The following is a 23,687-nucleotide window of genomic DNA, read 5'->3' as shown; positions in this document are numbered from 1 at the left end:
ACTATTGGATCTCCACATTTTGTTGAGATACGACTTGTTGTGCCGCATCAACAACTTCTTGAACTGGAATATAGCTATTTGATAACCACGCCATACTTGAGTGAGAAATATCAAGGAAGCTTTGTGGATACACACCTAACCATAATAAGCCAAATGCACAGATCAATAGAATTACTGTTTCACGTACATTCAAGTCTTTTAATGGACTTTCATAATGCTTTTTCTGTTCTTCATTTGGCGTACCAAATAAAGCTTTGTGGATCAGGATCAGACCATAAAGACCAGCAAAGACCAAGCTAATCGCCGCAATGATGGTAAATGTTGGGAACTTAGCAAATGAACCCATCAAGATCAGGAATTCACCAATAAAGTTACCTAGACCTGGAATACCCACAAGCGCAGAGACAAAGAACATCAAGAAGAATGGTAAATACTGGAATTGACCACGAATACCACCCATCAAACGTAAGTCACGGGTATGTAAGCGTTCATACACTTGACCACACATAATGAACAATGCAGCAGATGACAAGCCATGTGCCAACATCATGATCATTAAGCCTTGGAACGTCAGAATATTACCGGCATAAAGTGCAAGTAATACGAAACCCATATGCGAAATAGAAGTATAAGCAAGCAGGCGTTTCATATCTGTTTGCTGGAAAGCACACCAAGCGCCGTAGAAAATACCAATCAAACCTAAAATAATCGCAATATCGGCAAATTGTGCAGATGCTGCTGGGAAGAATGGCAATACAAAGCGCAGTAAACCGTACGCAGCAGTTTTAATCAAGATACCCGCTAAGTCTACAGAACCTGCTGTAGGTGCTTGTGCATGGGCATCTGGTAACCAACCGTGTAATGGAAATACTGGAAGCTTGACCGCAAAACCAATAAAGAAACAGATCATCAATGCATAGGCAATATGTGGTGCCTGAGCATCTAAAGTGTTTGCAACTGCAAGTAAGTAGTTATAGTCGAAGCTAATCGTACCTGACATCTGAGAACCGTAGACCACTAAGCCTAAGATCCCGATGAGCATGATCAAGCCTGCGACTTGGGTATAGATAAAGAACTTGGTTGCAGCATAAACACGTGATTTACCGTCTGCGCCTTTATGACCCCAAAGTGCGATCAAGAAGTAGATAGGTACTAACATCATCTCCCAGAAGAAGAAGAACAAGAACATATCAATTGCAAGGAAAACCCCGATTACCCCACCCAAAGACCATAACAGGTTTAAGTGGAAGAAGCCGACATTCTTTTGAATTTCACCCCATGAACAACCAACTGCAAGTACACCCAGTAATGCAGTCAATCCCACCATCAGCAATGAAAGACCATCTACAGCCAAATGAATGTTAATACCAAGTGTTTTAATCCAAGGTAAATAAAATTCTGCTGCCCAAGTTGGAGTCTTCGCCCCCAACTCATAGCTAAAGCCACCTTGTTTCCACAAAATCAGTGTTAAGCCCAATGTAACGAGCATACCGACTAATGCGATATAACGTGGCAAATGTTTATCAAGTTTATCGACCAACCAACACGCGAAACCTGCAATAAAAGGTACAAGAATCAGTGCGGGTAAAATCCAATTGTTTGTGATTTCCATCTTATTTCCCCACTACCTGAATCACGATCAAGATCATCAGCAATACCACTACACCGAGTGACATACTTGATGCATATTCACGTAATGAACCTGTTTGACGGGTACTTGTAAATTTATTCCCACTATTTACGATTGCAGGTAATACCAGCCATAAACCATCAATTGGGTCACGACCTAAAATTTTCGCAATGAGTAAATAAGGTTGAACAAATACAAGGTTGTATAAAGAATCGAAACCAAATGCATTACGGCAGATATTTGCAAGTCCAGCACCAAATGAAGTCGCTGCAAAACCTTGCACCGCTTTATAAGCGAAAGCAAATAACACCACGCCTACAGCTAAACCGACCAATGCGATACCGACTGCAAGGTGTTCTGCACCATGCATTCCTTCTTCAATCGCTTGAGAAACTTCAAATGCAGGGATATGTGCTGCATTTAAAATGTTCATCACTGGCGCTTTTAAGAAGTAAGCCAAACCTGTTGAAAGAACAGCCAAGATACCTAAAGGCGCCCAATACGTTGCACCTTTGATTTCGTGATAATGTGTTTTTTCTTCACCGAAGAATACAACCCAAATTAAACGGAATGTATAAATCGAAGTTAAGAATGCACCCGCAACACCAACCCAATACAATGAGTTATACAATGCGACAGATTGACCTTGCGCCCAAACAGCACCCAAGATTGCATCTTTTGAGAAGAAGCCGATCGTAATAAATGGGATTGCAGCAAGTGCACCACCACCAATCGCGAAGCAAGCAAATAAGAATTTGTTTTTGTAGAACAAACCACCCATTTTAAAGATGTTTTGTTCATGATGGTAAGCCAAGATCACCGCACCAGAAGACAAGAACAATAATGCCTTAAAGAATGCATGTGCAAGCATATGGAACAGACCTGCTTGATACGCTTCTGCACCTACAGCCATAAACATATAACCGAGCTGACTCATAGTAGAGTAAGCCAGAATACGTTTGATATCTGTTTGAACCAAAGCCGCAAAGCCAGCAACCAACAATGTTACAGCACCCGTAATCGAAATGAACTGCATCACTTCTGGTGTCATTTCAAACACAGAGAACATACGGCAACATAAGTAGATACCAGCGGTAACCATTGTTGCAGCATGGATCAATGCAGATACTGGTGTCGGACCAGCCATTGCATCTGCCAACCATGTTTGTAATGGGATTTGCGCAGATTTACCTGCTGCACCCAAGAACAACATCAATGACGTGATCAATGCCAAGTTATGATCAAGTGCGAGAACTTGTGAAGCATTGGCAACAATCGTGCCGATGTGTAAAGTACCAAATTGTTGGTAAAGCAAGAACAATGCGATCAGTAAGAATACATCACCAACACGCGTTACTGTAAATGCTTTAATTGCCGCAAAACCATTTGCAGGGTTTTGGTAGTAATAACCAATCAACAGGTAAGAACACAGACCTACGCCTTCCCAACCTAAGAATAACAACGCTAAGTTGTCACCCAATACAAGCACCAACATGCTTGCAACGAATAAGTTGAAATATGAGAAGAAACGTGCGAAGTCTTCTTCACCACGCATGTACCAAGTTGCAAAGATGTGAATCAGGAAACCTACACCTGTCACCATGCCCATCATTAACAATGACAAGCCGTCAAGATGCAAACTTACACCCGGTGCAAAACCGCCTACATTGAACCAAGTCCATAAATGCTGTGCTTGCGCAACTGAACCCTGCTTAACAAAGTCCATGCCTGCAATCAATGCAAATAAAGCAGAAAGGCCAACAGAACCCGCACCAATAATTGCTGCTACATTTTCAGGAAGTTTATTACGTCCTGCCGCTAAAAGCACAAAGCCAATCAGCGGAAATAAAATCGTTAAATATAAATAACTCATCCGCGCATCTCACTAGCAGCATCTACATCCAGATGATGGAAGCGATGATAGAACTGGAGGACGATCGCTAGACCGATACAAGCCTCTGCCGCAGCAAGTGTGAGGATCAAAATAAACATAATTTGACCATCAGGTTGTGCCCATGCACTTCCTGCCACAACGAATGCCAATGCTGCTGCATTCATCATGATCTCAAGGCTCATTAACATAAATAATAGGTTGCGTCGCACCATTACACCGTAAAAACCCAGTGCAAAAAGGATAGTTGCGACGATCAAACCATGTTCTAAAGGAATGTTGCCCATTACTGTTTATCCTCTGCTGCACTCGGTTCACGTTTGCCTAAGTGGAATGCTGCAACCAATGCTGCAAGCAATAACATTGCGGCAACTTCAACCAATAATAAATAGTGGGTAAAGAGTGCTTGACCAATTGCTTTAGGTCCAATCACTTGAGTTCCAAGTACTGCACCATGTTGGGTATAGTCTGAACCTAATACCCAAACCAAACATAAGCCAACTAAGAAGCTCATGAGTGCTGGATAAGCCCAAGCATCTGAAGTCAACCATTTACGTTCTTGATCAACTGTATGTTGACCAAGGTTGAGCATCATGACCACGAATACGAACAACACCATGATCGCACCCGCATAAACAATCACTTCAAGCGCAGCTGCAAATGGTGCACCAATGATCAAGAAGATCCCTGCAACAGCAAGTAGAGAAACGATCAAACTTAATAAAGCATGTACTGGATTGGTGTTGGTCACAACACGAATCGTCGAAACAATGGCCACGAGAGCCATTAAATAAAATGGCCACATCATGGTAATAAGCTCCGTACATCTACAGGCGCACTTTCACGTTGCGCTTGACCTTTTTCTTTACCATCAATTGCCATACCACTTACACGGTAGAAATTGTAGTCTGGGTATTTACCTGGTCCTGAAATGAGTAAGTTTTCTTTCTCATAAACAAGATCCTGACGGACATATTCGCCTAACTCAAAATCTGGTGTTAACTGAATAGCAGTTGTTGGACATGCTTCTTCACACATACCGCAGAAAATGCAGCGTGAGAAGTTAATGCGGAAAAATTCTGGATACCAACGTCCATCATCTTTTTCAGCTTTCTGCAATGAAATACAACCAACAGGACATGCAACCGCACATAAGTTACACGCAACACAACGCTCTTCACCGTCTGGGTCACGTGTTAACACGATACGACCACGGTAGCGTGGAGGTACGATTTGTTCGGCTGGCACTTCTGGATATAAAATCGTATCACGTTTGCGTGTGACATGGCTAAACACCATCCACAACGAACGAACAATTGATCCTACGCCAGCTAGAATTTTATACATTTTGTACTCCCTGCTGTCCTAGGCCTGATTCATCAGAATCACAGCACCAGTCACCAAAAGGTTGACCAATGCAAGTGGTAAACACACTTTCCAACCAAAATTCATGACTTGGTCATAACGTGGACGCATTAAAGAACCACGTGCCAAGACAAACATCATTACAAAGAATGCTGTTTTCGCAATGAACCAGAATGCATCTGGAATGAATGGAATATTTAAATTAAATGGTGCTAACCAACCGCCAAAGAATAAAGTCACGATCAGTGCTGAAATTAAAATGATGTTGACGTATTCAGCAACGAAGAACATCCCCCATTTCATACCACCATATTCGACATGGTAACCTTCTGCCAATTCTTGTTCAGCTTCTGGTTGGTCAAATGGATGACGATGCGTTACCGCAACACCCGCAACCACGAAGATCATGAAACCAATGAATTGCGGAATCACAAACCATACATCACGTTGTGCTTCTACGATGTCACGCAAGTTAAATGAACCTGCAATTGCCACCACACCCATCAATGAAATCCCTAAAAAGACTTCATAAGAAATGGTTTGTGCTGCTGAACGTAGACCACCTAGTAACGCATATTTGTTGTTGGATGCCCAACCACCAAATAACACCGCATATACTGCAATACCTGCCATTGCCATAAAGAACAATAGCCCGATACTCATGTCTGAAACACCTAAGTAAGGTGAAACAGGAATAACCATGAATGACAGTACTGCAGTCGCCATTGCCACTGCTGGTGCTAAACGGAAGGTTAACTTATCTACAAACTTTGGTGTCCAGTCTTCTTTGAACATGATTTTCAACATGTCGGCAACGATCTGGAACATCCCGCCAGGACCAACACGGTTTGGTCCATAACGGTCTTGCCATAAGCCCAGCAAACGACGTTCAATAAATGACATCAAAGCGGCCAGTAAAACCACAACCAACAAAATTACGATGGCTTGAATCACTGAATAAGCGATTGGCCAGTCTTGTGCCCATGTCGGTAGTGCGCGTAAAGATTCATTCATGATTACACTCCTACCGTTACAGATACAGGTTCAGCAAGTGAAACTGTTGGTGCTTGGCCGACTGGATAACCGATATAACCTGTTGGTAAATATTCAATCACATGCACAGGAAGACTAATCGTCGTTTCGCCTGCTTTAACTGTCAGTTGTTGCCCATCTTGAACATTTAAACGTGCTGCATCTTGCTCGCCCACGGCAAAAGTCGCTTCTGGAATACGCGATTCCATCACCGGCGTTTTAATCGTAAATTCACCTGAAGCGAAAATATGATGCATTGGAACCAGACGGAAACTCTCTGGATTTGCCACAACCGCAGTTGGCGCCACATAGCTACGTGCAGGACGTTTTACTAAGCGATCAAATAAACGAACGCCTGAATCACCACCTTTAAGATGACCACCCACTTCATCTTGGTATTTATTCCAAGCTTGTGGTGAGTTCCAACCCGGTGCCCATGCAAATGGAACCAATGACGATGCATTTTGCGGTCCAACATAACCTTCCATAGAGAATGTTAATGCGGAATCGACATCGACAGGTTGTTTCGGCTCATGTACGTTTAATGGTGCACGCATTGCAGTACGACCAGAGTAACGACGTGGTTCACGGGCAATTTTCAAGCCATGAACACGGTAACCCGCATCAGGTGCAACATCTTGAATTGCTTCAAGAACTGGAACATTTTTGACCACAGACTCAATTACGTCATCCAGCAATGTCCACGAGATCGCTTTACCTTTCACACCCGTTTCAATCGCATGTAACCAGCGCCAAGATTCTTTGATGGCATATTCTGGTTTGTAATAGCTTGGGTCATAAACTTGATAGAAGCGTTGCGCACGACCTTCTTGGCTGACCACTGTTCCATCGCCTTCTGCAAAGCTTGCAGCAGACAAGACAACATCAGCTGCTTTTACGGTTTCAGTTTCAGAGTGATCAAGCACAATCACGCTTTGCGCTTTGTCTAGAGCAGCCTGAACTTGTACAGCAGGTAAACGGCGGAACAAATCATTTTCAACAATAATGATTGACTCATAATCTTGAGCAAATGCTTGTTCTAAGCTTAAACCACCAAACAAAGCCATACCCATTGAGTTCACTTCTGGAACTGTCAATGTTAAGCCTGCATTTCCACCTAGGTTTTGTGCAACTTGTGCAGCAGCTTCCATGATGGCAGCATCTTGTAAGCTAGTACCCGAGATGATTAATGGTTTTTTCGCAGCTTTTAACGTATCCGCAATGGTTTGTGCAAATGCTTTAGCATCATCATCTAAACCAAGAATCGCATCACCGTTTACACCCGCAGCAATCGCAAAACCTAAACGTGCAATATCGTTTGGAGAAGCAACAACTTCACCCTCAGCAATATCAGCCAAACGTGTTTGTGTTGCAGCCAAGATATAGATTGGAGAATTTGCATCCTGACCAATACGTTTTACAGGTTCAGCTAACCAATCTTGGGTACGGCGGTCTGCAGCCATTTGTTTGGCTTTGTTTTTCGCAGCTTGGCGAACAGACAGTGCCATACGTGGTGCAGTTTGCGTTAAATCTTCACCCAAGATCAAGACTGCATCATAGCTTTCGATTTCGCGCATACTTGGGTTATAAACACCCTCAGCTTGCATAATCGATGCAGCAAGTTCAACCAAGTTCTGTTCTTTTTGAGAAAGACCAGTTGAATAATTTTCTTGGCCAACCAACTCACGCAACGCATAGTTTGATTCTAATGATGCACGTGGAGAACCAATACCCAAGACTTTTTTGCCTTGAACATTTTCAATCACTGAATCCAGTGCCACATCAACAGAAACAGTTTTAACTTCTGTTGCAGCACGGAATTGCGGCTGACGTGGACGATCTTCACGGTTCACATAACCCGTACCAAAACGACCTTTATCGCAAAGGAAATATTGGTTAACGTCACCATTGAAACGGTTTTCTACACGACGTAATTCGCCATAACGCTCACCCGGAGAGATGTTACAACCAGAAGAACAGCCTTGGCATACGCTAGGCGCATACTGCATGTCCCACTTACGGTTATAACGTGCCGAATGGGTTTTATCGGTAAATACACCTGTTGGGCACACTTCAGTCAAGTTACCAGAGAATTCAGACTCTAAAGTGCCTGATTCTGGACGACCGAAGTAGACACGTGATGCATTGGCATAAACACCAAAGTCTGTACCACCCGCATAATCGTTGTAGTAACGAACACAACGGTAACATGCGATACAACGGTTCATCTCATGTGCAATGAAAGAACCCAACTCTTGGTTGTGATGCGTACGTTTGGTAAAACGATAACGACGACGATCATGTTGCGTCATTACCGTCATATCTTGTAAATGACAGTGACCACCCTCTTCACAGACTGGACAGTCGTGTGGGTGGTTAGTCATTAAGAATTCCACAATCGATTCACGGAAATCTTTTGCTTCTTTGTCTTCAATCGAAATAAAGGTATTGTCAGATGCAGGAGTCATACATGACATTACTAAGCGACCACGAGTATCTTCTGGATTCGCATATTGAGTAACAGCACATTGACGGCAAGAACCGACAGAACCTAAAGCTGGATGCCAACAAAAATATGGGATGTCGATGCCAAGACTCAAACATGCTTGTAGCAAGTTTTCCGAGCCATTGACTTCATACGATTTTCCATCGACATGAATTGTAGCCATAGTCGAATTCCTTAAACTTGTTCTACGTGGCTGGCTTGGGCTACAGGACGATCTGTCACTTTAGCTTCAAACTCGCTACGGAAATATTTGAGTGCACCCATCAATGGTTCCATCGCACCTGGTGCGTGAGCACAGAATGTTTTACCAATCCACAATTTGCGAGTCAGTTCTTGAAGATGTTGAATGTCTTCCATCTTCCCTTCACCTTTCTCAATTGCGACAAGTGCTTTGACCGCCCAAGGTAAACCATCACGGCATGGCGTACAGAATCCACATGATTCACGTGCAAAGAATTCTTCTAAGTTACGCGTTGCAGAAACCATACACTGGGTTTCATCAACGACCATTAACAAACATGTACCTAGACGAGAACCTGCTTTCATAATGCTTTCTGAATCCATTGGAAGATCAATGTGTTCAGCAGCCAAGAAGTCAGTCGATGCCCCACCCGGTAACCATGCTTTCAGTTTAAGACCATCGCGCATACCGCCGGCATAGTCTTCAATCACTTCACGTGCAGTCGTACCAAACGGTAATTCCCAAAGACCAGGGAAAGTCACTTTACCTGATGCACCATAAATTTTAGTGCCTGGATCTTTAGATTTACCCGCAGACAAACCGATATACCACTCAGGCCCACGCAACATAATTGCTGGCAAGTTGTTATAGGTTTCTACGTTGTTTACGATGGTCGGACGGCCCCATGCACCTGCAACTTGCGGGAATGGAGGCTTAGTACGTGGGTTTGCACGACGACCTTCGAGTGAGTTAATCAATGCAGTTTCTTCACCACAGATATAACGCCCCGCGCCGGTATGCACATGCAGGTCAAAATTCCAACCTGTATCTAAGATGTTGTCACCCAAATAACCTTTAGCACGCACTTGTTCTAAAGCTTCATTTAAGTATTGTGCAGCTTCAATGTATTCACCGCGAATGAAGATATAACCCTGAGTCGCTTCGAGGGTATAACCTGCAATCAACATCCCTTCGATCAATTGATGTGGAAGTTTTTCCATCAACAAACGGTCTTTGAATGTTCCCGGTTCCATTTCATCGGCATTACAGATTAGGTAACGAGGACCACCATCATTGGGTGCCATCAATGACCATTTAATCCCTGCTGGGAAACCTGCACCACCACGACCTTTTACAGTCGCTGCTTTGATGACTTCAAGAACATCTTTAGGTGGCATTGAAAGCGCTTTTTTAAAGCCTGCATAGCCTTCTAAAGCTTCATAGTCATCAGCACTACGAACAAATTCCTGCTTACTCAAACGCCATGTTAATGGGTGAGTTTCAGGGTTTCCTTCGCCATAAATTGGTCTTGGTTCGGTATTCATACATACTTCTCCAATAACTGTTTCACAGAAGTCACTTCAACCAAACCGTGTGTATCTTCATCAATCATTAGGGTTGGACCTTTGTCACAGTTCCCTAAACAGCAGATCGGCAATAAAGTAAAACGACCATCAGCTGTCGTTTGACCAAATTGGATACCCAGTTCACGTTGGAAAGCTTCTGCTAAAGTTTCCGCACCCATCAAGAAACATGCAATCGAATCACATAATAAAATTACGTGACGACCTACAGGCTGACGGTATATACGGTTATAGAATGTTGCAACACCTTCTAAATCCGCAGTTGTAATTGTCAATAATTGAGCAATTGCATGTAACTGCGCGTCATCCACCCAACCATTACGGCGTTGTACACACTTTAAAGCATCCAAAGACGCTGCGCGTGGGTATGGGTAGTGACCCATGTGATGTTCAATTTCATGGATTTCTTCGCTGGTCAGAATCCCTTCAACATTCACACGTGGCTTTTTATCAGTCAAAATCATCATAATGCGTTTACCCCTTAGCGATCCACGTCAGCCATAACGACGTCAATTGTCGCTAAATAAATGATCAAGTCAGATACAAGACTGCCGTTAATCACGGAAGGAATTTGCTGCAAGTGGGTGAAAGTAGGCGTACGAATACGGGTACGGTAACTCATGGTTGACTTATCTGAAGTCAAGTAATAGTTAGACGCACCTTTCACCACTTCTGCCATTACAGAGGCTTCACCAGCTGGCATTACAGGACCCCATGACACGCTCAAGAAGTGCGTAATCAAAGTTTCAATATCTTGTAAAGTCTTATCTTTTGGTGGTGGAACTGCCAATGGATGATCCGCTTTATAAGGACCAGAAGGCATATTATCCAAACACTGTTTGACGATTTTTAACGACTCTTCGATTTCGCGATAGTGAACCATCACACGCGCGTAAGCATCGCCTTCATACTCTAACGGCACTTCAAAGTCGTAATTTTCATAACCACTGTATGGACGATATTTACGAACATCAAAATCAATACCTGTCGCGCGTAAACCTGTACCTGTTACACCCCAAGCCAATGCCGATTTAGCATCGTATTGCGCAACATTACGGGTACGACCCACAAATACTGAGTTTTTCAATGCAGCAGTATGATATTCCTTCAAACGTTTTGGCATCCATTCGAGAATTTCACGAATCAGTTTTTGCCAGTTGTTTGGAAGGTCATGTGCTGTCCCGCCGATACGGAACCATGCTGGGTGCATACGGAAACCTGTGATCGCTTCAATTGCGTCATAGATTTTTTGACGATCCGCAAACATATAGAATACTGGTGTCATACCACCGGCATCCTGAATCGCAGTACCGATATACAACAAGTGGTTATTGATACGGAATAATTCAGACATCATGACACGGATACATTGTGCACGATCAGGAATGGTAATCCCTGCAAGTTGCTCCACACCCATGACATAAGGCATGTTTTGCGCACAACCACCTAAGTAGTCAACACGGTCTGTATATGGAATAAATGAATGCCAAGTTTGACGTTCAGCCATCTTTTCCACACCACGGTGGTGATAGCCAATATCAGGCACACAATCTTTCACTTCTTCGCCATCAAGCTGCAAAATCACACGGAATGCACCATGCGCAGATGGATGGTTAGGTCCTAAGTTCAAGAACATAAAGTCTTCATCGGCGTTACCGCGTGTTAGACCCCAATCTTCTGGAACAAAACGAAGATGTTCTTGTTCGAAATCTTGTTTAGCCTTGTCTTGCATGTACGGTGTATATTCAGTCGCACGTGCAGAATATTCTTTACGTAGTGGATGACCTTCCCAATAAGTTGGCAACAAGATACGACGAAGCATTGGATGCCCTTCGAAATTGATCCCAAACATATCGTAAGCTTCACGCTCGTACCAATTGGCATTTGGCCAAATATTGGTCGCTGTTGGAACGTTAATATCGTTCTCACTCAACGCCACTTTGATACGAATATCACTATTACGTTCTAATGAAAGTAAGTGATAGAACACTGTGAAATCAGATGCAGGTAAACCATCACGGTTGTTACGCAAACGTTCATCGACCGCAGATAAGTCAAACAGCATCACATAAGGACGTGGTACTGTACGCAAGTACATTAGAACTTCTTGTACACGTGCGCGCTCAACCCAGACCGTCGGAAAATCTTCAAACGTCGGTTGCACGTAAAAGTTCTCGCCAAATTTGGCTTTGAGATCTTCTACAATTGCAAATGCTGGGCGGGAATCAACTGGAGTCGATTCTGGCATAGCAATTTCAGTTTCAGCCATTGGCTTGGCTTCCTATTTAATACAAATTCTGTCAAATTCCCTGATGACCATATCCATCAGATATGTCAAATACTCATCAGAAAAAATTACTCAATTTCATCCATAGAGCGTAAGTTTTTCACTGCAATACGTTCAGCGTTCTTACGGTCGCGTTCTGGCATCATCTTTGGCTTATACACTGGCTGAAGATCATCACCGATTACCGCAGAGAGCGGACGACGTTCTAATTGAATTTGGTCTTGCAATAACATCAAGGCTTGAATCAATGCTTCTGGACGTGGTGGACAACCTGGAACGTACACGTCAACAGGAATGATTTTATCCACACCTTGTACAACAGAATAGATGTCGTACATACCACCAGAGTTTGCACAAGCACCCATTGAAATCACCCATTTAGGCTCAAGCATTTGTTCATACAAACGTTGAATTACAGGTGCCATTTTAACAAAGCAAGTTCCTGCAACGATCATCAAATCTGCCTGACGTGGCGAAGCACGAATAACCTCGGCACCAAAGCGCGACAAGTCATGCACACCGGTTAACGTGGTTGCATATTCAACGTAGCAGCAAGATGTACCAAAGTTAAAAGGCCATATTGAGTTTTTACGGCCCCAGTTTACAGCTGTGTGTACCACATCCTCTAAGCGAGTCATGAACACATTTTTATTCACTTCTTCTTCAAGTGGATCTGTCACAATTTGACGATCTTGAAGCGGATATTGTTCAGCTTCTGGATTCGCACGGGTTAAAGTATATTTCATTCCCGAGTTACTCCTTGTTCAGAGACATAGTCGGTGTTTTATCTTTCACACGACCAGAAGATTGAGCTGGAATAGTTCCAGTAGGATCCATCACCAACTCTTCAATTGAATTGAAGCGAGTAATTTCTGCAAGGTCCATATTTGGTGAACCAATTTTAGGTTTAATCCCTGCGATTTTACGTTTATCTGAAGGTGACCAGTTCAATGCACCTGTAGATAATTCATAAATCAAACCAACGAGTAAAACTAAAATAAATACAGCTGCAGCTGAAAACCCAACCCAACCTACTTCACGTACAGATGTCGCCCATGCATATAAATAGAGGGCTTCCAAATCGAATACAACAAAGAAGATTGCAACAAGGTAGAACTTCGCAGACAAGCGGATACGTGCACCACCAGCACTAACCACACCTGATTCAAATTGCTCTTGCTTCGCACGTCCCCATGATTTACCCCCAAGGAGCAAAGGAACGGTGAGCATAAAGACACATAAAAATGTCACGCCGATCACGAAGGCAATGATTGCCCAATCGTATGGAGTAATGGCACTCATGCGGGGATAACTCCTGGCAGGCCTATTATTTAACAAAGAATGTATGTATTGGCCTTGCAAATACACCAAACACAAAATAAATCTGGTCAATTGTACCCGATTGATGTCATCTGTTGCTAGTTAATAGCTCTAAGTCTTTCGGATGATTTTTTAGACAAAAGCCATAATTTTTCCTGATTCACAGCGATACAGCGCTGACTTATCGTTTTATCAAATTTCTATCCCTATTCTTATTAGTTTTTCCGAAGTTTATTTTTTAATCATGAATTAAAAATGACAAATCAGTAGCTTAATCCGATTCAGTCCAAGTAAAAGCTTCGATTTATCCATGCTTTTCTGCGATTTAATTGGCTAATTTCTACAAATATAAGGATTTACCATCTAAAATATTTTGTTACATTCTATGTGGTAAAATAGTCACATTAGATCAATTAAATAATAAAAATTATCTTATTGTGATAATTTTTAAATATTACAAAGTTATTTATAATTTTTTATACTTTACTATTATCAAAACTAACTTGTTTTTGTGAAATAACCCGCTTTAAACCATCCAGCGCCAAATGTTCAATGCCTACTTTTGACCTACCTTGTGCCCTCCTGTGATTTTCTGATTTAAATTTTCGAAATAGTCAGCACTGTCAATGATGTCATTTTTCGCACACACCACCTACTTAAGCTCACCCAAGCTAAAGCCGTTTGAAAGGTGAGTAACATATCGCCACTTAAATCAGCAAATTGTATATTTAACACCCAATTGCAATAAAAGGTGTTCGTTGTCGCAAACTTAGACGAATTGTCTACAGAGCCTATACACATTGAACTACTTTTATGTATATGCTATTCAATATGAACAACTTTAAATCAATAATTTAGGGGTAAAACAAGATGGAATTCAGCAGCAAGCCAAACTATTTTTTATTTGCACAATTACTGATTCGTCATATTGAAAATTACGTCAAAAAACACGCTGATGCACAAAATGCAATTTTTGATCTAAGAGATGTTTATGAACTTTTCCGTCAAGATCTTGCCGCAACCACGACAAATCTAGAAGGGATTTTAAATATCGCGGATGAATATCGTATTGATACTATTCAAGGTGACCAAAAAATCATTAGCAGTTATAAAATTGACGCTGAACAAAATAGCTTATTGATTGACTTTAATCATGATGCATTACAAGCATTACGAGACAGCAAGCCAATCATTGCGCCTGATGCAACGCTTCAACAATAAGATCTAAACTAAGCAACATCCAGACATAAAAAAACCACCGAAATTTTCGGTGGTTTTTTTATTTGAAACCAAGCCTTCAGTCCACAATCGCATTCTTCTTATTCATCCAGTATTCCACACTACACGAAACCCAAGGATCGCTGTCCTATGGCATCGTGCTCGAAGCTGATGTCTTTGTCAAACCCAGTATCGCATGCTAGGTTGATGGCATGGATCAGTTTACTGACTACAGTATAGACCAACACTGCCAATGACCGTTGAAAACGAAGACGCAAAAATAAACCTTGATCATTCGTAGTGACTTCAAAATCTTCTGAAAAACTCAATTTTATACAAGATCATTAATACCTGTGATAATGTCTGCAATTAAATCAATACTGATGGTTAATACGATATCCCAAGATTCACAATCCTCGCCGATCAAAATATAAATCTCACCATCATCACCTTTTTTCCAATGAACTGGGCTGTTGGCAGATTCTCCTGCCTGTATATAAGCAACAGAATCAGTTGTTATTTTTTTCAATTCTCCCACTTGGTCAATTGAAATATAAATATTAATCTCAATAAATTGGTTGGCAATTTTTATTATAAATGCAGGATGCCCATTTCCATTAAATGCATGATCAATAGTAGTATCAAAATTAGCGTTCACCATTCAAATTCCCTTAATAAATATTATCAACATCAATGCTCAAGCTATTTAGTTTGGTCTACATAATTATGCTTAGAAAGGTCTGACAAAGAGTACGTTTTGATGTTCCGATAGATATCGTTATTTTTACATAACGCGAATATCATACAAATGTAGTAGTTTACCTGCATTTATTGGCGCACAAAAAACAGCATATAAATCTGATTCAGAATCATCAAACCATAATTGGACATCGATTATATATTTATTAACACGATCTCCTTTGAGAGAGAAAACCTCTGTATCCTCCAGTACATCGTCAGGGATTTGTGTCATTTTCACAAATCCACTTAAATGCGCAAATTCATTTACAGCAACTCTATATTCATTTGCCGTTGATGGATAGGCCAGTTTATTTTTTACCAATTCTTCATAGTCATCAGAAATCATAAGATTCAATATTTTTATCATTGATTCTTTATATATTGGAAATTCTCTTAGAAAAATATTTTCATTTGTCATTTTCTGTTCCCAACTTTTCGCATTGCCGTGGATGGAGTAATTCCAATCTTCTAAAAATATAGATCAAAAGGCATCCAACATTTTTGAGTGATTTTTTTGTATTGAAAGTCCCTTCTCCTGTTGGGAGAAGGTTAGGATGAGGGTGGTTTTATCTTAAATAATGACTTTAAAGCTGACTGATGAACCAAGTCAAATAGCGCTTAATTGATAATATTTAACAGCATGATTTAACAATTAAGCTTTTTTCTTTTTAAAACGCTCTACAGGCCAAGACATAGTAAATCTTGCACCACCCAAATCTGAGCTTTGATCGACTTCAATCGTCCCGCCAAACCAATACGCAATACGACTAACAATTGAAAGTCCTAAACCATAACCACCCGAAGCACGGGTACGGCTATCATCTAAACGTGCAAATGCCTCAAACACACGTTTACGGTCTTCCTCTGGAATTCCGGGGCCATCATCTTCTACACAGACATAAGCCATATTGGTCTGGTGATTGACACCACCACTGATATTGACCTGATGATCACAGTAACGTATCGCATTCCCTACTAAGTTTTGTACAACTCGATGTAAATAACGACGTTCTGCATCAACAATGACATCAGATGAAAGTGGGTTGAGATGGATAATCTTTTGCGTTTTTAATGCTTCGGTTTCTACCGCAACTTGCTTTAATACATCAATCAATACAATTTTTTCAAAATCTAATGAAGGTGTACCTTGCTCTAATTTCGCATAGGTCATGATTTCATCAATCAGCGTATTTAACGCTTCGATGTCTTTATCAATCATCTCGACTTGTTGCAAACGATATTCATGGTCATCTTCGTCTGCCAGCATTTCCATACCAAAACGGATTCGCGCCACAGGTGTACGTAACTCATGTGATACCGCACGCATTAACTCACGCTGTGCTTCAATCAAACGCTGTATATGGTCAGACATGCTGTTATAACTGGTGGCTAGACTGGCCATTTCGTCATAACCCTCAACAGGTACACGTTGCGACATATCCCCTGTTCTCATCACATCCAAGGCTTCATTCACCTGTTTCAACTTGCGTTGCATCGGCACAATCAAGCCATACACCCCCAAACAGAGTAAGAACATACTCAGCAATGTAATTCCGGCTGCCAATTTGACGGGCATCCAGTTAAACATTGGAACGGGGCCAAGCACCAACACATCTGTAGGTGAGTTTGGTAAGGGTGAAACAATCGAAATGGTGGTACCGCGTACAGTTGCACTGTCACGCCATAAAATCACACTTTGATCTGACCTTAAACGACCAATTTGCTCGGAATCGAGATTGAGCTGAGAAATCTTTTCCACACCAACATGATAAGAGAAATGTTGTTGAATTTTCTTAAGATATTCTTGTTCTTGACCGGGATAATAGACCAAATAATCCAGAATAAATACTGGAAGCGCCTTCATTTGGCGTTCGCCAATTTGATCGACTTTGATATATAAATAGTGTTTAGGGTCATTTCTGATCCCTATAACCAGATAGGCAATCCCTTGTTCTGCATCATAACGCACCACCGCTTTTTGACTTTCTATACGTTTTTCTTCAGTACGAGATAAGTCAACTTTGCGCGCTTCGAGATAATAAATGGGAAGTTCTAATAGATCAGACGCATCTGAAATCCAATCTAGGCGCTGCTGTTCAGTTTGCTGACGTGCCACACCTTCACTGATCACAAATGAAATTCCATCTGTGAGAGACTCACGATATTCCTGCGCACGTTGATAATTAATTATTTGGACAAGTAAATATCCAAACAAGGCAACCAACACAACAAGAATGACTAATCCTGCATAGATGCGCAAAAATATACTGTGTTTAGACACGCAAACTAACCTTCTTTATGCCTGTCCTGTGATGGACAAGCATTCTAGATGACTGACCCATCGTTTATAGACCAGTCTCTTTAACAAACAAATAACCTTTACTACGTACAGTTTTAATACGTTTCGGATTTTCAGGATCATCACCAATTTTTGGACGAATACGTGAAATACGTACGTCAATCGAACGGTCTTGACCATCATATTCAATACCACGGAGACGTTCAAAGATGTCTTCACGCGATAAGATACGGCCTGCATTCGATGCCAATAACCAGAGTAGATCATATTCAGCACTGGTGAAGTCAACCAACTCACCATTAAGTGTCACTGAACGACCGCCATTGTCGATCACAAGATCGTCAAATTCAATACGTTGTGCAACTTCATCTTCAGGCGCTTTGTCTGTACGACGTAATAATGCACGAATACGCGCAAGCAAGACACGCGGTTGAACAGGTTTAGCAACATAGTCGTCTGCACCCATTTCTAAACCAAGAACTTGGTCCATATCTTCAGTACGTGCAGTCAACATCAAAATCGGTTGATGATAATGTGGACGAACTTCACGACAAACGGTTAAACCATCTGCACCCGGCAACATCACATCCAACACGACCAAGTCTGGTTGTTCAGCAATGATGCGGCGAATCGCACGGTTACCATCTGGCTCTACCCCAACTTCCAATCCATTGCGAATTAAGTATTCCTGAGTTAAGCGAGCTAGGCGCTCGTCATCTTCAACAATCAGAATCTTTGGTAACTTTTCTTCTTGGCTCATCTATTTGCCCCTATATTTGATTTTGGAGTCTGCTACAAATCTCGCAGATTCAACACACTATGTTTTGCAATATACACACGTTTACAATGTAAACAAGACCTCATTCACCAAACTGATACATGAGCGTATCAATTTGTTATATTTTTATTAACTATTGAATTGTAGGCAGTTTTATAAAATCAATACACATCATTTTTAAATTTCTTCAAGACAATCAATAGCTGGACTAATTTTTATACAAAATATTTCATTGTTCATATTCTGTCTCATCAGTTTATCGTTTTTTGAGTTATCCACACACTTATCTATAAGCACTCTGCGGAGTCTTTGCTATGCTATGTGCTTGTCTCATAAGGCATATAACAAAAATGACGCTTTGAGGTAAAAAGATGCAAATAAAAATTTACTTTTCAGGGATAAAATATTCTTGAAATGTCAATATTGATCTACCCTTAAAATTACCGTATCTTGTGTTCTAAATTAAATTAAACCACTAAGTATTGTGTTTAGTCCTCAAACATCGTGACAACAAATTTTGCAGTTTGTCCGATTCAAATGGTCCATAAACATAACAATGATGACAATGGAGCTACGCTGACAATGAACGCCATTACAACCCCTGGTCAACTACAAGTGATTAAACGCACTGGTGATGTTGCCGCTTTTGATGCAGATAAAATCTCTGTAGCAATTGGTAAAGCTTTTTTGGCTGTAGAAGGTCAACAAAGTGCAGATTCAAGCCGTATTCATGATCGCATCACTCAGCTCACAGAGATGGTGATGAATACTTTTAATCGTCGTTTACCTTCTGGCGGAACAATTCACATTGAAGAAATTCAAGACCAAGTTGAATTGGCGCTTATGCGTACAGGCGAACAAAAAGTTGCACGTGCATATGTGATCTATCGTGAACAACGTTCTGATGCACGTAAACAAACCGGTGCTCATCATCACCCAACCTTACAAATCACAGATGCGAACGGTCAGCTTCAGCCTCTAGATTTGGGCAAACTTCAAGCCACGATTGAAAAAGCAAGTGAAGGCTTAGAAGGCATCAATGTTCAAGCCATTGTCGATGAAACAGTTAAAAACTTATATAACGGTGTAAAACAGTCAGACATCTCAACCACGATGATGATGGCGACACGTACCCGTATCGAACAAGAACCAAACTATACATATGTAACTGCACGTTTATTACGTGATGACTTGGTTGCGACAGGTTTAAAATTCTTAGGTTTAGCCACAGATACCATCGAAGGCGATGCACTCGAAACTTATTTAAACAAAGGTATCGAGCTTGAGCTTCTCTCTCCTGAGCTTTTAAACTTTGACCTTGCGAAATTGGCAGCAGCGATCAAACCAGAACGCTCAAACCAATTTACCTATTTAGGTTTACAGACTTTATTTGACCGTTACTTCATTCATTCAAATGATGTACGTTTCGAACTTCCGCAATTGTTCTTTATGCGTGTTTCAATGGGACTTGCATTAAATGAAGAACAGCGTGAAGACCGTGCAATCGAATTCTATGACTTATTGTCTAGCTTCGATTATATGGCGTCTACACCGACACTGTTTAACTCAGGTACTTTACGTCCACAATTGTCGAGCTGTTACTTAACCACCATTCAAGATGATCTATATGACATCTATGGTGCGATGCGTGACAATGCCCTTCTTTCTAAATGGGCAGGTGGTTTAGGCAATGACTGGACACCAGTACGTGCCTTGAACTCATATATCAAAGGTACCAACGGTAAATCACAAGGTGTTGTACCTTTCCTTAAAGTTGCCAACGATACTGCGGTTGCAGTAAACCAAGGTGGTAAACGTAAAGGTGCAGTATGTGCATACCTAGAAACTTGGCACTTGGACATTGAAGAATTCCTAGAGCTTCGTAAAAACACTGGTGATGACCGTCGTCGTACCCATGACATGAACACGGCTAACTGGGTTCCAGATTTGTTTATGCAACGTGTGATTGAAGATGCTGAATGGACACTATTCACACCATCTGAAACACCTGATCTGCATGATTTAACTGGCGGTGAATTTGCTGAACGCTATGCTTACTACGAAGGCATTGCAAAAGAAAACAACATGCTACATAAGAAAATCCGTGCGAAAGACTTATGGCGCAAAATGTTATCGATGTTGTTTGAAACAGGTCATCCTTGGATCACATTCAAAGACGTATGTAACTTACGTTCACCACAACAACACGTAGGTGTAGTGCATTCATCTAACTTATGTACTGAAATCACTTTAAATACCAATAAAGATGAAATCGCAGTATGTAACTTAGGTTCAATCAACCTTGTACAACATGTTCAAGGTGGTGCATTAGACCGTGAAAAATTAGCGCGTACAGTTAAAACTGCTGTTCGTATGCTCGACAACGTGATTGACATCAACTACTACGCAGTTGAACAAGCACGTAATTCAAATATGAAACACCGCCCTGTCGGTATGGGTATCATGGGCTTCCAAGATGCTTTATATGAATTGGGTATGGGTTATGGTTCTGATGCAGCAGTAGATTTTGCTGATGAATCAATGGAAGTGATCAGCTACTACGCGATTCAAACATCAAGCGACCTTGCTGTTGAACGTGGTGTGTATTCAACATTTAAAGGTTCATTGTGGGATCAAGGTATCTTGCCAATCGACTCTTTAGATATCGTTGCAAAATCACGTCCAGAGCGTATGTTTGAAGTTGACCGTACTCAACGTTTGGACTGGGATACATTACGTACTAAAGTTCAAAAAGACGGTATGCGTAACTCAAATGTGATGGCGATTGCACCTACAGCAACCATTTCAAACATTTGTGGCGTTTCACAGTCTATCGAACCGACGTTCCAAAACCTTTATGTAAAATCTAACCTTTCTGGTGAATTTACAGTGATCAACCCGTACTTGGTACGTGCGTTAAAAGATCGTGGTCTTTGGGACTCTGTGATGGTTAACGACTTGAAACACTTCGAGGGTTCAGTACAAAAAATTGCACGTATCCCTGAAGAGTTAAAAGCAATTTTTGCGACAGCATTTGAAGTCGATACACGTTGGATCGTAGATGCTGCATCACGTCGTCAAAAATGGATCGACCAAGCACAGTCATTGAACCTTTATATCGCTGGTGCAAATGGTAAGAAACTAGACATCACTTATAAGATGGCTTGGTTACGTGGTCTTAAAACCACTTATTACCTCCGTGCATTAGGTGCAACCTCTGCGGAAAAATCAACCATTAACACGGGTGCTTTAAACGCAGTAAAAGCAACAACTGTTGCTGCACCAGTGGCTGCGGTTGCTCAAGAAACTAAACCTGAAGCGCCTGCTGAAGAAGATGGTTTCGCTCAGGCAGCACCAGTACCACAAGCATGTTCAATCGACAATCCAGATTGTGAAGCTTGTCAGTAAGTAATCCTCCCCAATCCTCAAGGGGAATAAAGTCCCCCTTTTTTTTTAAAGGGGGACTTAGGGGGATTCAAAAAATCTGAAATTATAAAAGGCGAAGAAATGTTCCATTTAAGTCATAACTATGAGTTAGGCGTAATCGTGCTGATCTTAGCCTTTTTAGTTTTTTACGTGCCTGCGGTCTATGCATTCTTTGCGATCCGTAAGCAGCAAAAGCGTAAGCAAAATAAGTAGTGTGGGTATCTGTTCTTTCGAACAAGAACAAAACAACTATCGGCAAAACTTAATTTTGCTTGCACAGAATAAGCGTATAGTAGTGACATCTTCCATTGTGAGATGTCGAACATAGATATTAACAACGAAGAGAGAACAACGATGTCTATCCTAAGTTGGGACGATTTTGAAGATGATGAACAGAAACAAGCTGCACAAGCTCACCAGCCTGCGCCCGTCGAACAGAAAAAAACGACTGATTCGCAAGTGGTATCTGATACAAAGCAGTCATCGCAGAATGTGGCAACTACACAATCCGCTGGAACCTATACAGCAAGATCAACAAATCCAACCGATTCGTTGGCAAGAGCATCTCACGCCTTAGAAAAGTTAGATGTTGCACCTGGCTTAGAAGAGCTTGAAATGGGTGCACAACGTGTACAAGTTGATGATAAAGCCATGATCAACTGTCGCGCTGACTTAAACCAACTTGTACCGTTCAAATACGAGTGGGCTTGGCAAAAGTATCTAGACGGGTGTGCAAACCACTGGATGCCACAAGAAGTCAACATGAACCACGATATCGCACTTTGGAAGTCTGAAAATGGCTTAACCGAAGATGAGCGTACCATCGTGATGCGTTCATTAGGTTTCTTCTCTACTGCGGATTCTTTGGTTGCAAACAACTTGGTATTGGCGATTTACCGTCACATCACCAACCCTGAATGCCGTCAATACATCTTGCGTCAAGCATTTGAAGAAGCGATTCACACACATGCTTACCAATACTGTATCGAATCTTTAGGTATGGATGAAGGCGAAGTCTTCAATATGTACCGTGAAGTTCCGTCAGTTGCTCGTAAAGCGGCTTGGGGCTTGAAATATACTCAGTCTTTATGTGATCCAACCTTCCAAACAGGTACACCTGAAAACGATCAAATCTTACTGCGTAACTTGATCGCATTCTATTGCGTACTTGAAGGGATCTTCTTCTACTGTGGTTTCAGCCAGATCTTGTCAATGGGTCGTCGTAACAAGATGAATGGTGTTGCTGAGCAATTCCAGTACATCTTACGTGATGAGTCTATGCACTTGAACTTTGGTATCGACATGATTAACCAAATCAAGATCGAAAATCCAAACTTGTGGACTGCTGAATTCCAAGAAGAAATCATTCAGATGATTCTTGAAGGTACTATGCTTGAAATCGAATATGCGCGTGACACAATGCCACGTGGTGTATTGGGTATGAACGCAGCGATGATGGAAGAATATTTGAAATTCATCTGTAACCGCCGTTTAGCGCAGTTAGGTTTACCTGAGCAGTTTGCTGGTGTAAATAACCCATTCCAGTGGATGTCTGAAATGATGGACTTGCGTAAAGAGAAGAACTTCTTTGAAACGCGTGTAACTGATTATCAAACTGGTGGTGCGTTGAGCTGGTAAGGTAAACTGCC

General features: G+C 41.5%; 20 protein-coding genes. 4 read left to right on the top strand and 16 right to left on the bottom strand.

Translation table 11 applies throughout. The features are described from left to right. Window position 1 precedes the first annotated feature (1 nt). The 12 genes from nuoM to FHR28_RS17880 form a co-directional block, all read right to left on the bottom strand. On the bottom strand, window positions 2-1,606 hold the full coding sequence (nuoM, locus tag FHR28_RS17935) for an NADH-quinone oxidoreductase subunit M (RefSeq protein WP_171066895.1): 1,605 nt from the start codon (window positions 1,604-1,606) through the stop codon (window positions 2-4). Window positions 1,607-1,613: 7 nt separating this feature from the next. Then, a complete protein-coding gene (gene nuoL, locus FHR28_RS17930; protein ID WP_004722828.1) occupies window positions 1,614-3,503 on the bottom strand; it encodes an NADH-quinone oxidoreductase subunit L in 1,890 nt (629 codons plus the stop codon). Beyond that, entirely contained in the window at window positions 3,500-3,808 is a 309-nt protein-coding gene (gene nuoK, locus FHR28_RS17925) for an NADH-quinone oxidoreductase subunit NuoK (protein WP_004722831.1), read from the bottom strand. Before nuoK ends, nuoL begins: the two co-directional genes overlap by 4 nt. Next, window positions 3,808-4,326 carry an NADH-quinone oxidoreductase subunit J gene (gene nuoJ / locus FHR28_RS17920; RefSeq protein ID WP_171066894.1) on the bottom strand — a complete coding sequence of 173 codons (519 nt, stop codon included), beginning with the start codon at window positions 4,324-4,326 and terminating at the stop codon, window positions 3,808-3,810. The genes nuoK and nuoJ overlap by 1 nt, the downstream gene beginning before the upstream one ends. Next, window positions 4,326-4,868 carry an NADH-quinone oxidoreductase subunit NuoI gene (gene nuoI / locus FHR28_RS17915; protein ID WP_004722835.1) on the bottom strand — a complete coding sequence of 181 codons (543 nt, stop codon included), beginning with the start codon at window positions 4,866-4,868 and terminating at the stop codon, window positions 4,326-4,328. Before nuoI ends, nuoJ begins: the two co-directional genes overlap by 1 nt. Window positions 4,869-4,886: 18 nt before the next feature. Further along, a complete protein-coding gene (gene nuoH / locus FHR28_RS17910; RefSeq protein WP_004819331.1) occupies window positions 4,887-5,900 on the bottom strand; it encodes an NADH-quinone oxidoreductase subunit NuoH in 1,014 nt (337 codons plus the stop codon). Between the two features lie 2 nt (window positions 5,901-5,902). Next, complete coding sequence (nuoG, locus tag FHR28_RS17905) at window positions 5,903-8,587, bottom strand: NADH-quinone oxidoreductase subunit NuoG (protein ID WP_004819329.1); 2,685 nt, start codon at window positions 8,585-8,587, stop codon at window positions 5,903-5,905. An 11-nt stretch (window positions 8,588-8,598) separates the two neighbouring features. Further along, window positions 8,599-9,930, bottom strand: coding sequence for an NADH-quinone oxidoreductase subunit NuoF (gene nuoF, locus FHR28_RS17900; RefSeq protein ID WP_034611088.1), 1,332 nt, complete (start codon window positions 9,928-9,930; stop codon window positions 8,599-8,601). After that, the gene (gene nuoE, locus FHR28_RS17895; protein WP_004722839.1) at window positions 9,927-10,436 is read right to left on the bottom strand and encodes an NADH-quinone oxidoreductase subunit NuoE; all 510 of its coding nucleotides are present in this window, start codon (window positions 10,434-10,436) and stop codon (window positions 9,927-9,929) included. Before nuoE ends, nuoF begins: the two co-directional genes overlap by 4 nt. Window positions 10,437-10,450: 14 nt before the next feature. Beyond that, entirely contained in the window at window positions 10,451-12,238 is a 1,788-nt protein-coding gene (gene nuoC / locus FHR28_RS17890) for an NADH-quinone oxidoreductase subunit C/D (RefSeq protein ID WP_166783206.1), read from the bottom strand. An 86-nt stretch (window positions 12,239-12,324) separates the two neighbouring features. After that, window positions 12,325-13,002 (bottom strand): NuoB/complex I 20 kDa subunit family protein, encoded by a 678-nt coding sequence (locus FHR28_RS17885; protein WP_004722842.1) that lies wholly within the window; start codon window positions 13,000-13,002, stop codon window positions 12,325-12,327. A gap of 7 nt (window positions 13,003-13,009) precedes the next feature. Next, window positions 13,010-13,558, bottom strand: a complete 549-nt coding sequence (locus FHR28_RS17880) for an NADH-quinone oxidoreductase subunit A (protein WP_004722844.1) — start codon at window positions 13,556-13,558, stop codon at window positions 13,010-13,012. A gap of 888 nt (window positions 13,559-14,446) precedes the next feature. On the opposite strand from FHR28_RS17880, the gene FHR28_RS17875 reads away from it, so the two are divergent. Continuing rightward, window positions 14,447-14,797: a hypothetical protein gene (locus tag FHR28_RS17875; RefSeq protein WP_004722847.1), complete on the top strand. Its 351-nt coding sequence runs from the start codon at window positions 14,447-14,449 to the stop codon at window positions 14,795-14,797. A 328-nt stretch (window positions 14,798-15,125) separates the two neighbouring features. On the opposite strand, the gene FHR28_RS17870 is transcribed toward FHR28_RS17875, so the two are convergent. The 4 genes from FHR28_RS17870 to bfmR all read right to left on the bottom strand — a co-directional run bounded on the left by FHR28_RS17870 (window position 15,126) and on the right by bfmR (window position 18,594). Continuing rightward, a complete protein-coding gene (locus FHR28_RS17870; protein ID WP_166783205.1) occupies window positions 15,126-15,455 on the bottom strand; it encodes a hypothetical protein in 330 nt (109 codons plus the stop codon). Between the two features lie 123 nt (window positions 15,456-15,578). After that, the gene (locus FHR28_RS17865; protein ID WP_166783204.1) at window positions 15,579-15,953 is read right to left on the bottom strand and encodes a DUF7668 domain-containing protein; all 375 of its coding nucleotides are present in this window, start codon (window positions 15,951-15,953) and stop codon (window positions 15,579-15,581) included. 234 nt (window positions 15,954-16,187) lie between these two features. Then, window positions 16,188-17,816: a sensor histidine kinase BfmS gene (bfmS, locus tag FHR28_RS17860; protein ID WP_004722852.1), complete on the bottom strand. Its 1,629-nt coding sequence runs from the start codon at window positions 17,814-17,816 to the stop codon at window positions 16,188-16,190. Between the two features lie 64 nt (window positions 17,817-17,880). Continuing rightward, window positions 17,881-18,594 carry a response regulator transcription factor BfmR gene (gene bfmR, locus FHR28_RS17855; protein WP_004722855.1) on the bottom strand — a complete coding sequence of 238 codons (714 nt, stop codon included), beginning with the start codon at window positions 18,592-18,594 and terminating at the stop codon, window positions 17,881-17,883. Between the two features lie 555 nt (window positions 18,595-19,149). On the opposite strand from bfmR, the gene FHR28_RS17850 reads away from it, so the two are divergent. The 3 genes from FHR28_RS17850 to FHR28_RS17840 all read left to right on the top strand — a co-directional run bounded on the left by FHR28_RS17850 (window position 19,150) and on the right by FHR28_RS17840 (window position 23,676). Beyond that, window positions 19,150-22,020 (top strand): ribonucleoside-diphosphate reductase subunit alpha, encoded by a 2,871-nt coding sequence (locus FHR28_RS17850; RefSeq protein WP_081407422.1) that lies wholly within the window; start codon window positions 19,150-19,152, stop codon window positions 22,018-22,020. A gap of 99 nt (window positions 22,021-22,119) precedes the next feature. After that, a complete protein-coding gene (locus tag FHR28_RS17845) occupies window positions 22,120-22,251 on the top strand; it encodes a preprotein translocase subunit YajC (protein ID WP_004722859.1) in 132 nt (43 codons plus the stop codon). A 141-nt stretch (window positions 22,252-22,392) separates the two neighbouring features. After that, window positions 22,393-23,676: a ribonucleotide-diphosphate reductase subunit beta gene (locus FHR28_RS17840; RefSeq protein WP_004722861.1), complete on the top strand. Its 1,284-nt coding sequence runs from the start codon at window positions 22,393-22,395 to the stop codon at window positions 23,674-23,676. Window positions 23,677-23,687 lie beyond the last annotated feature (11 nt).

The organism is Acinetobacter sp. BIGb0196 (genome assembly GCF_011759595.1).
Lineage (GTDB): Bacteria > Pseudomonadota > Gammaproteobacteria > Pseudomonadales > Moraxellaceae > Acinetobacter > Acinetobacter guillouiae.
The sequence above is the reverse complement of the archived record's forward strand: the minus strand, read 5'-3'. Positions and strand labels throughout refer to the sequence as shown.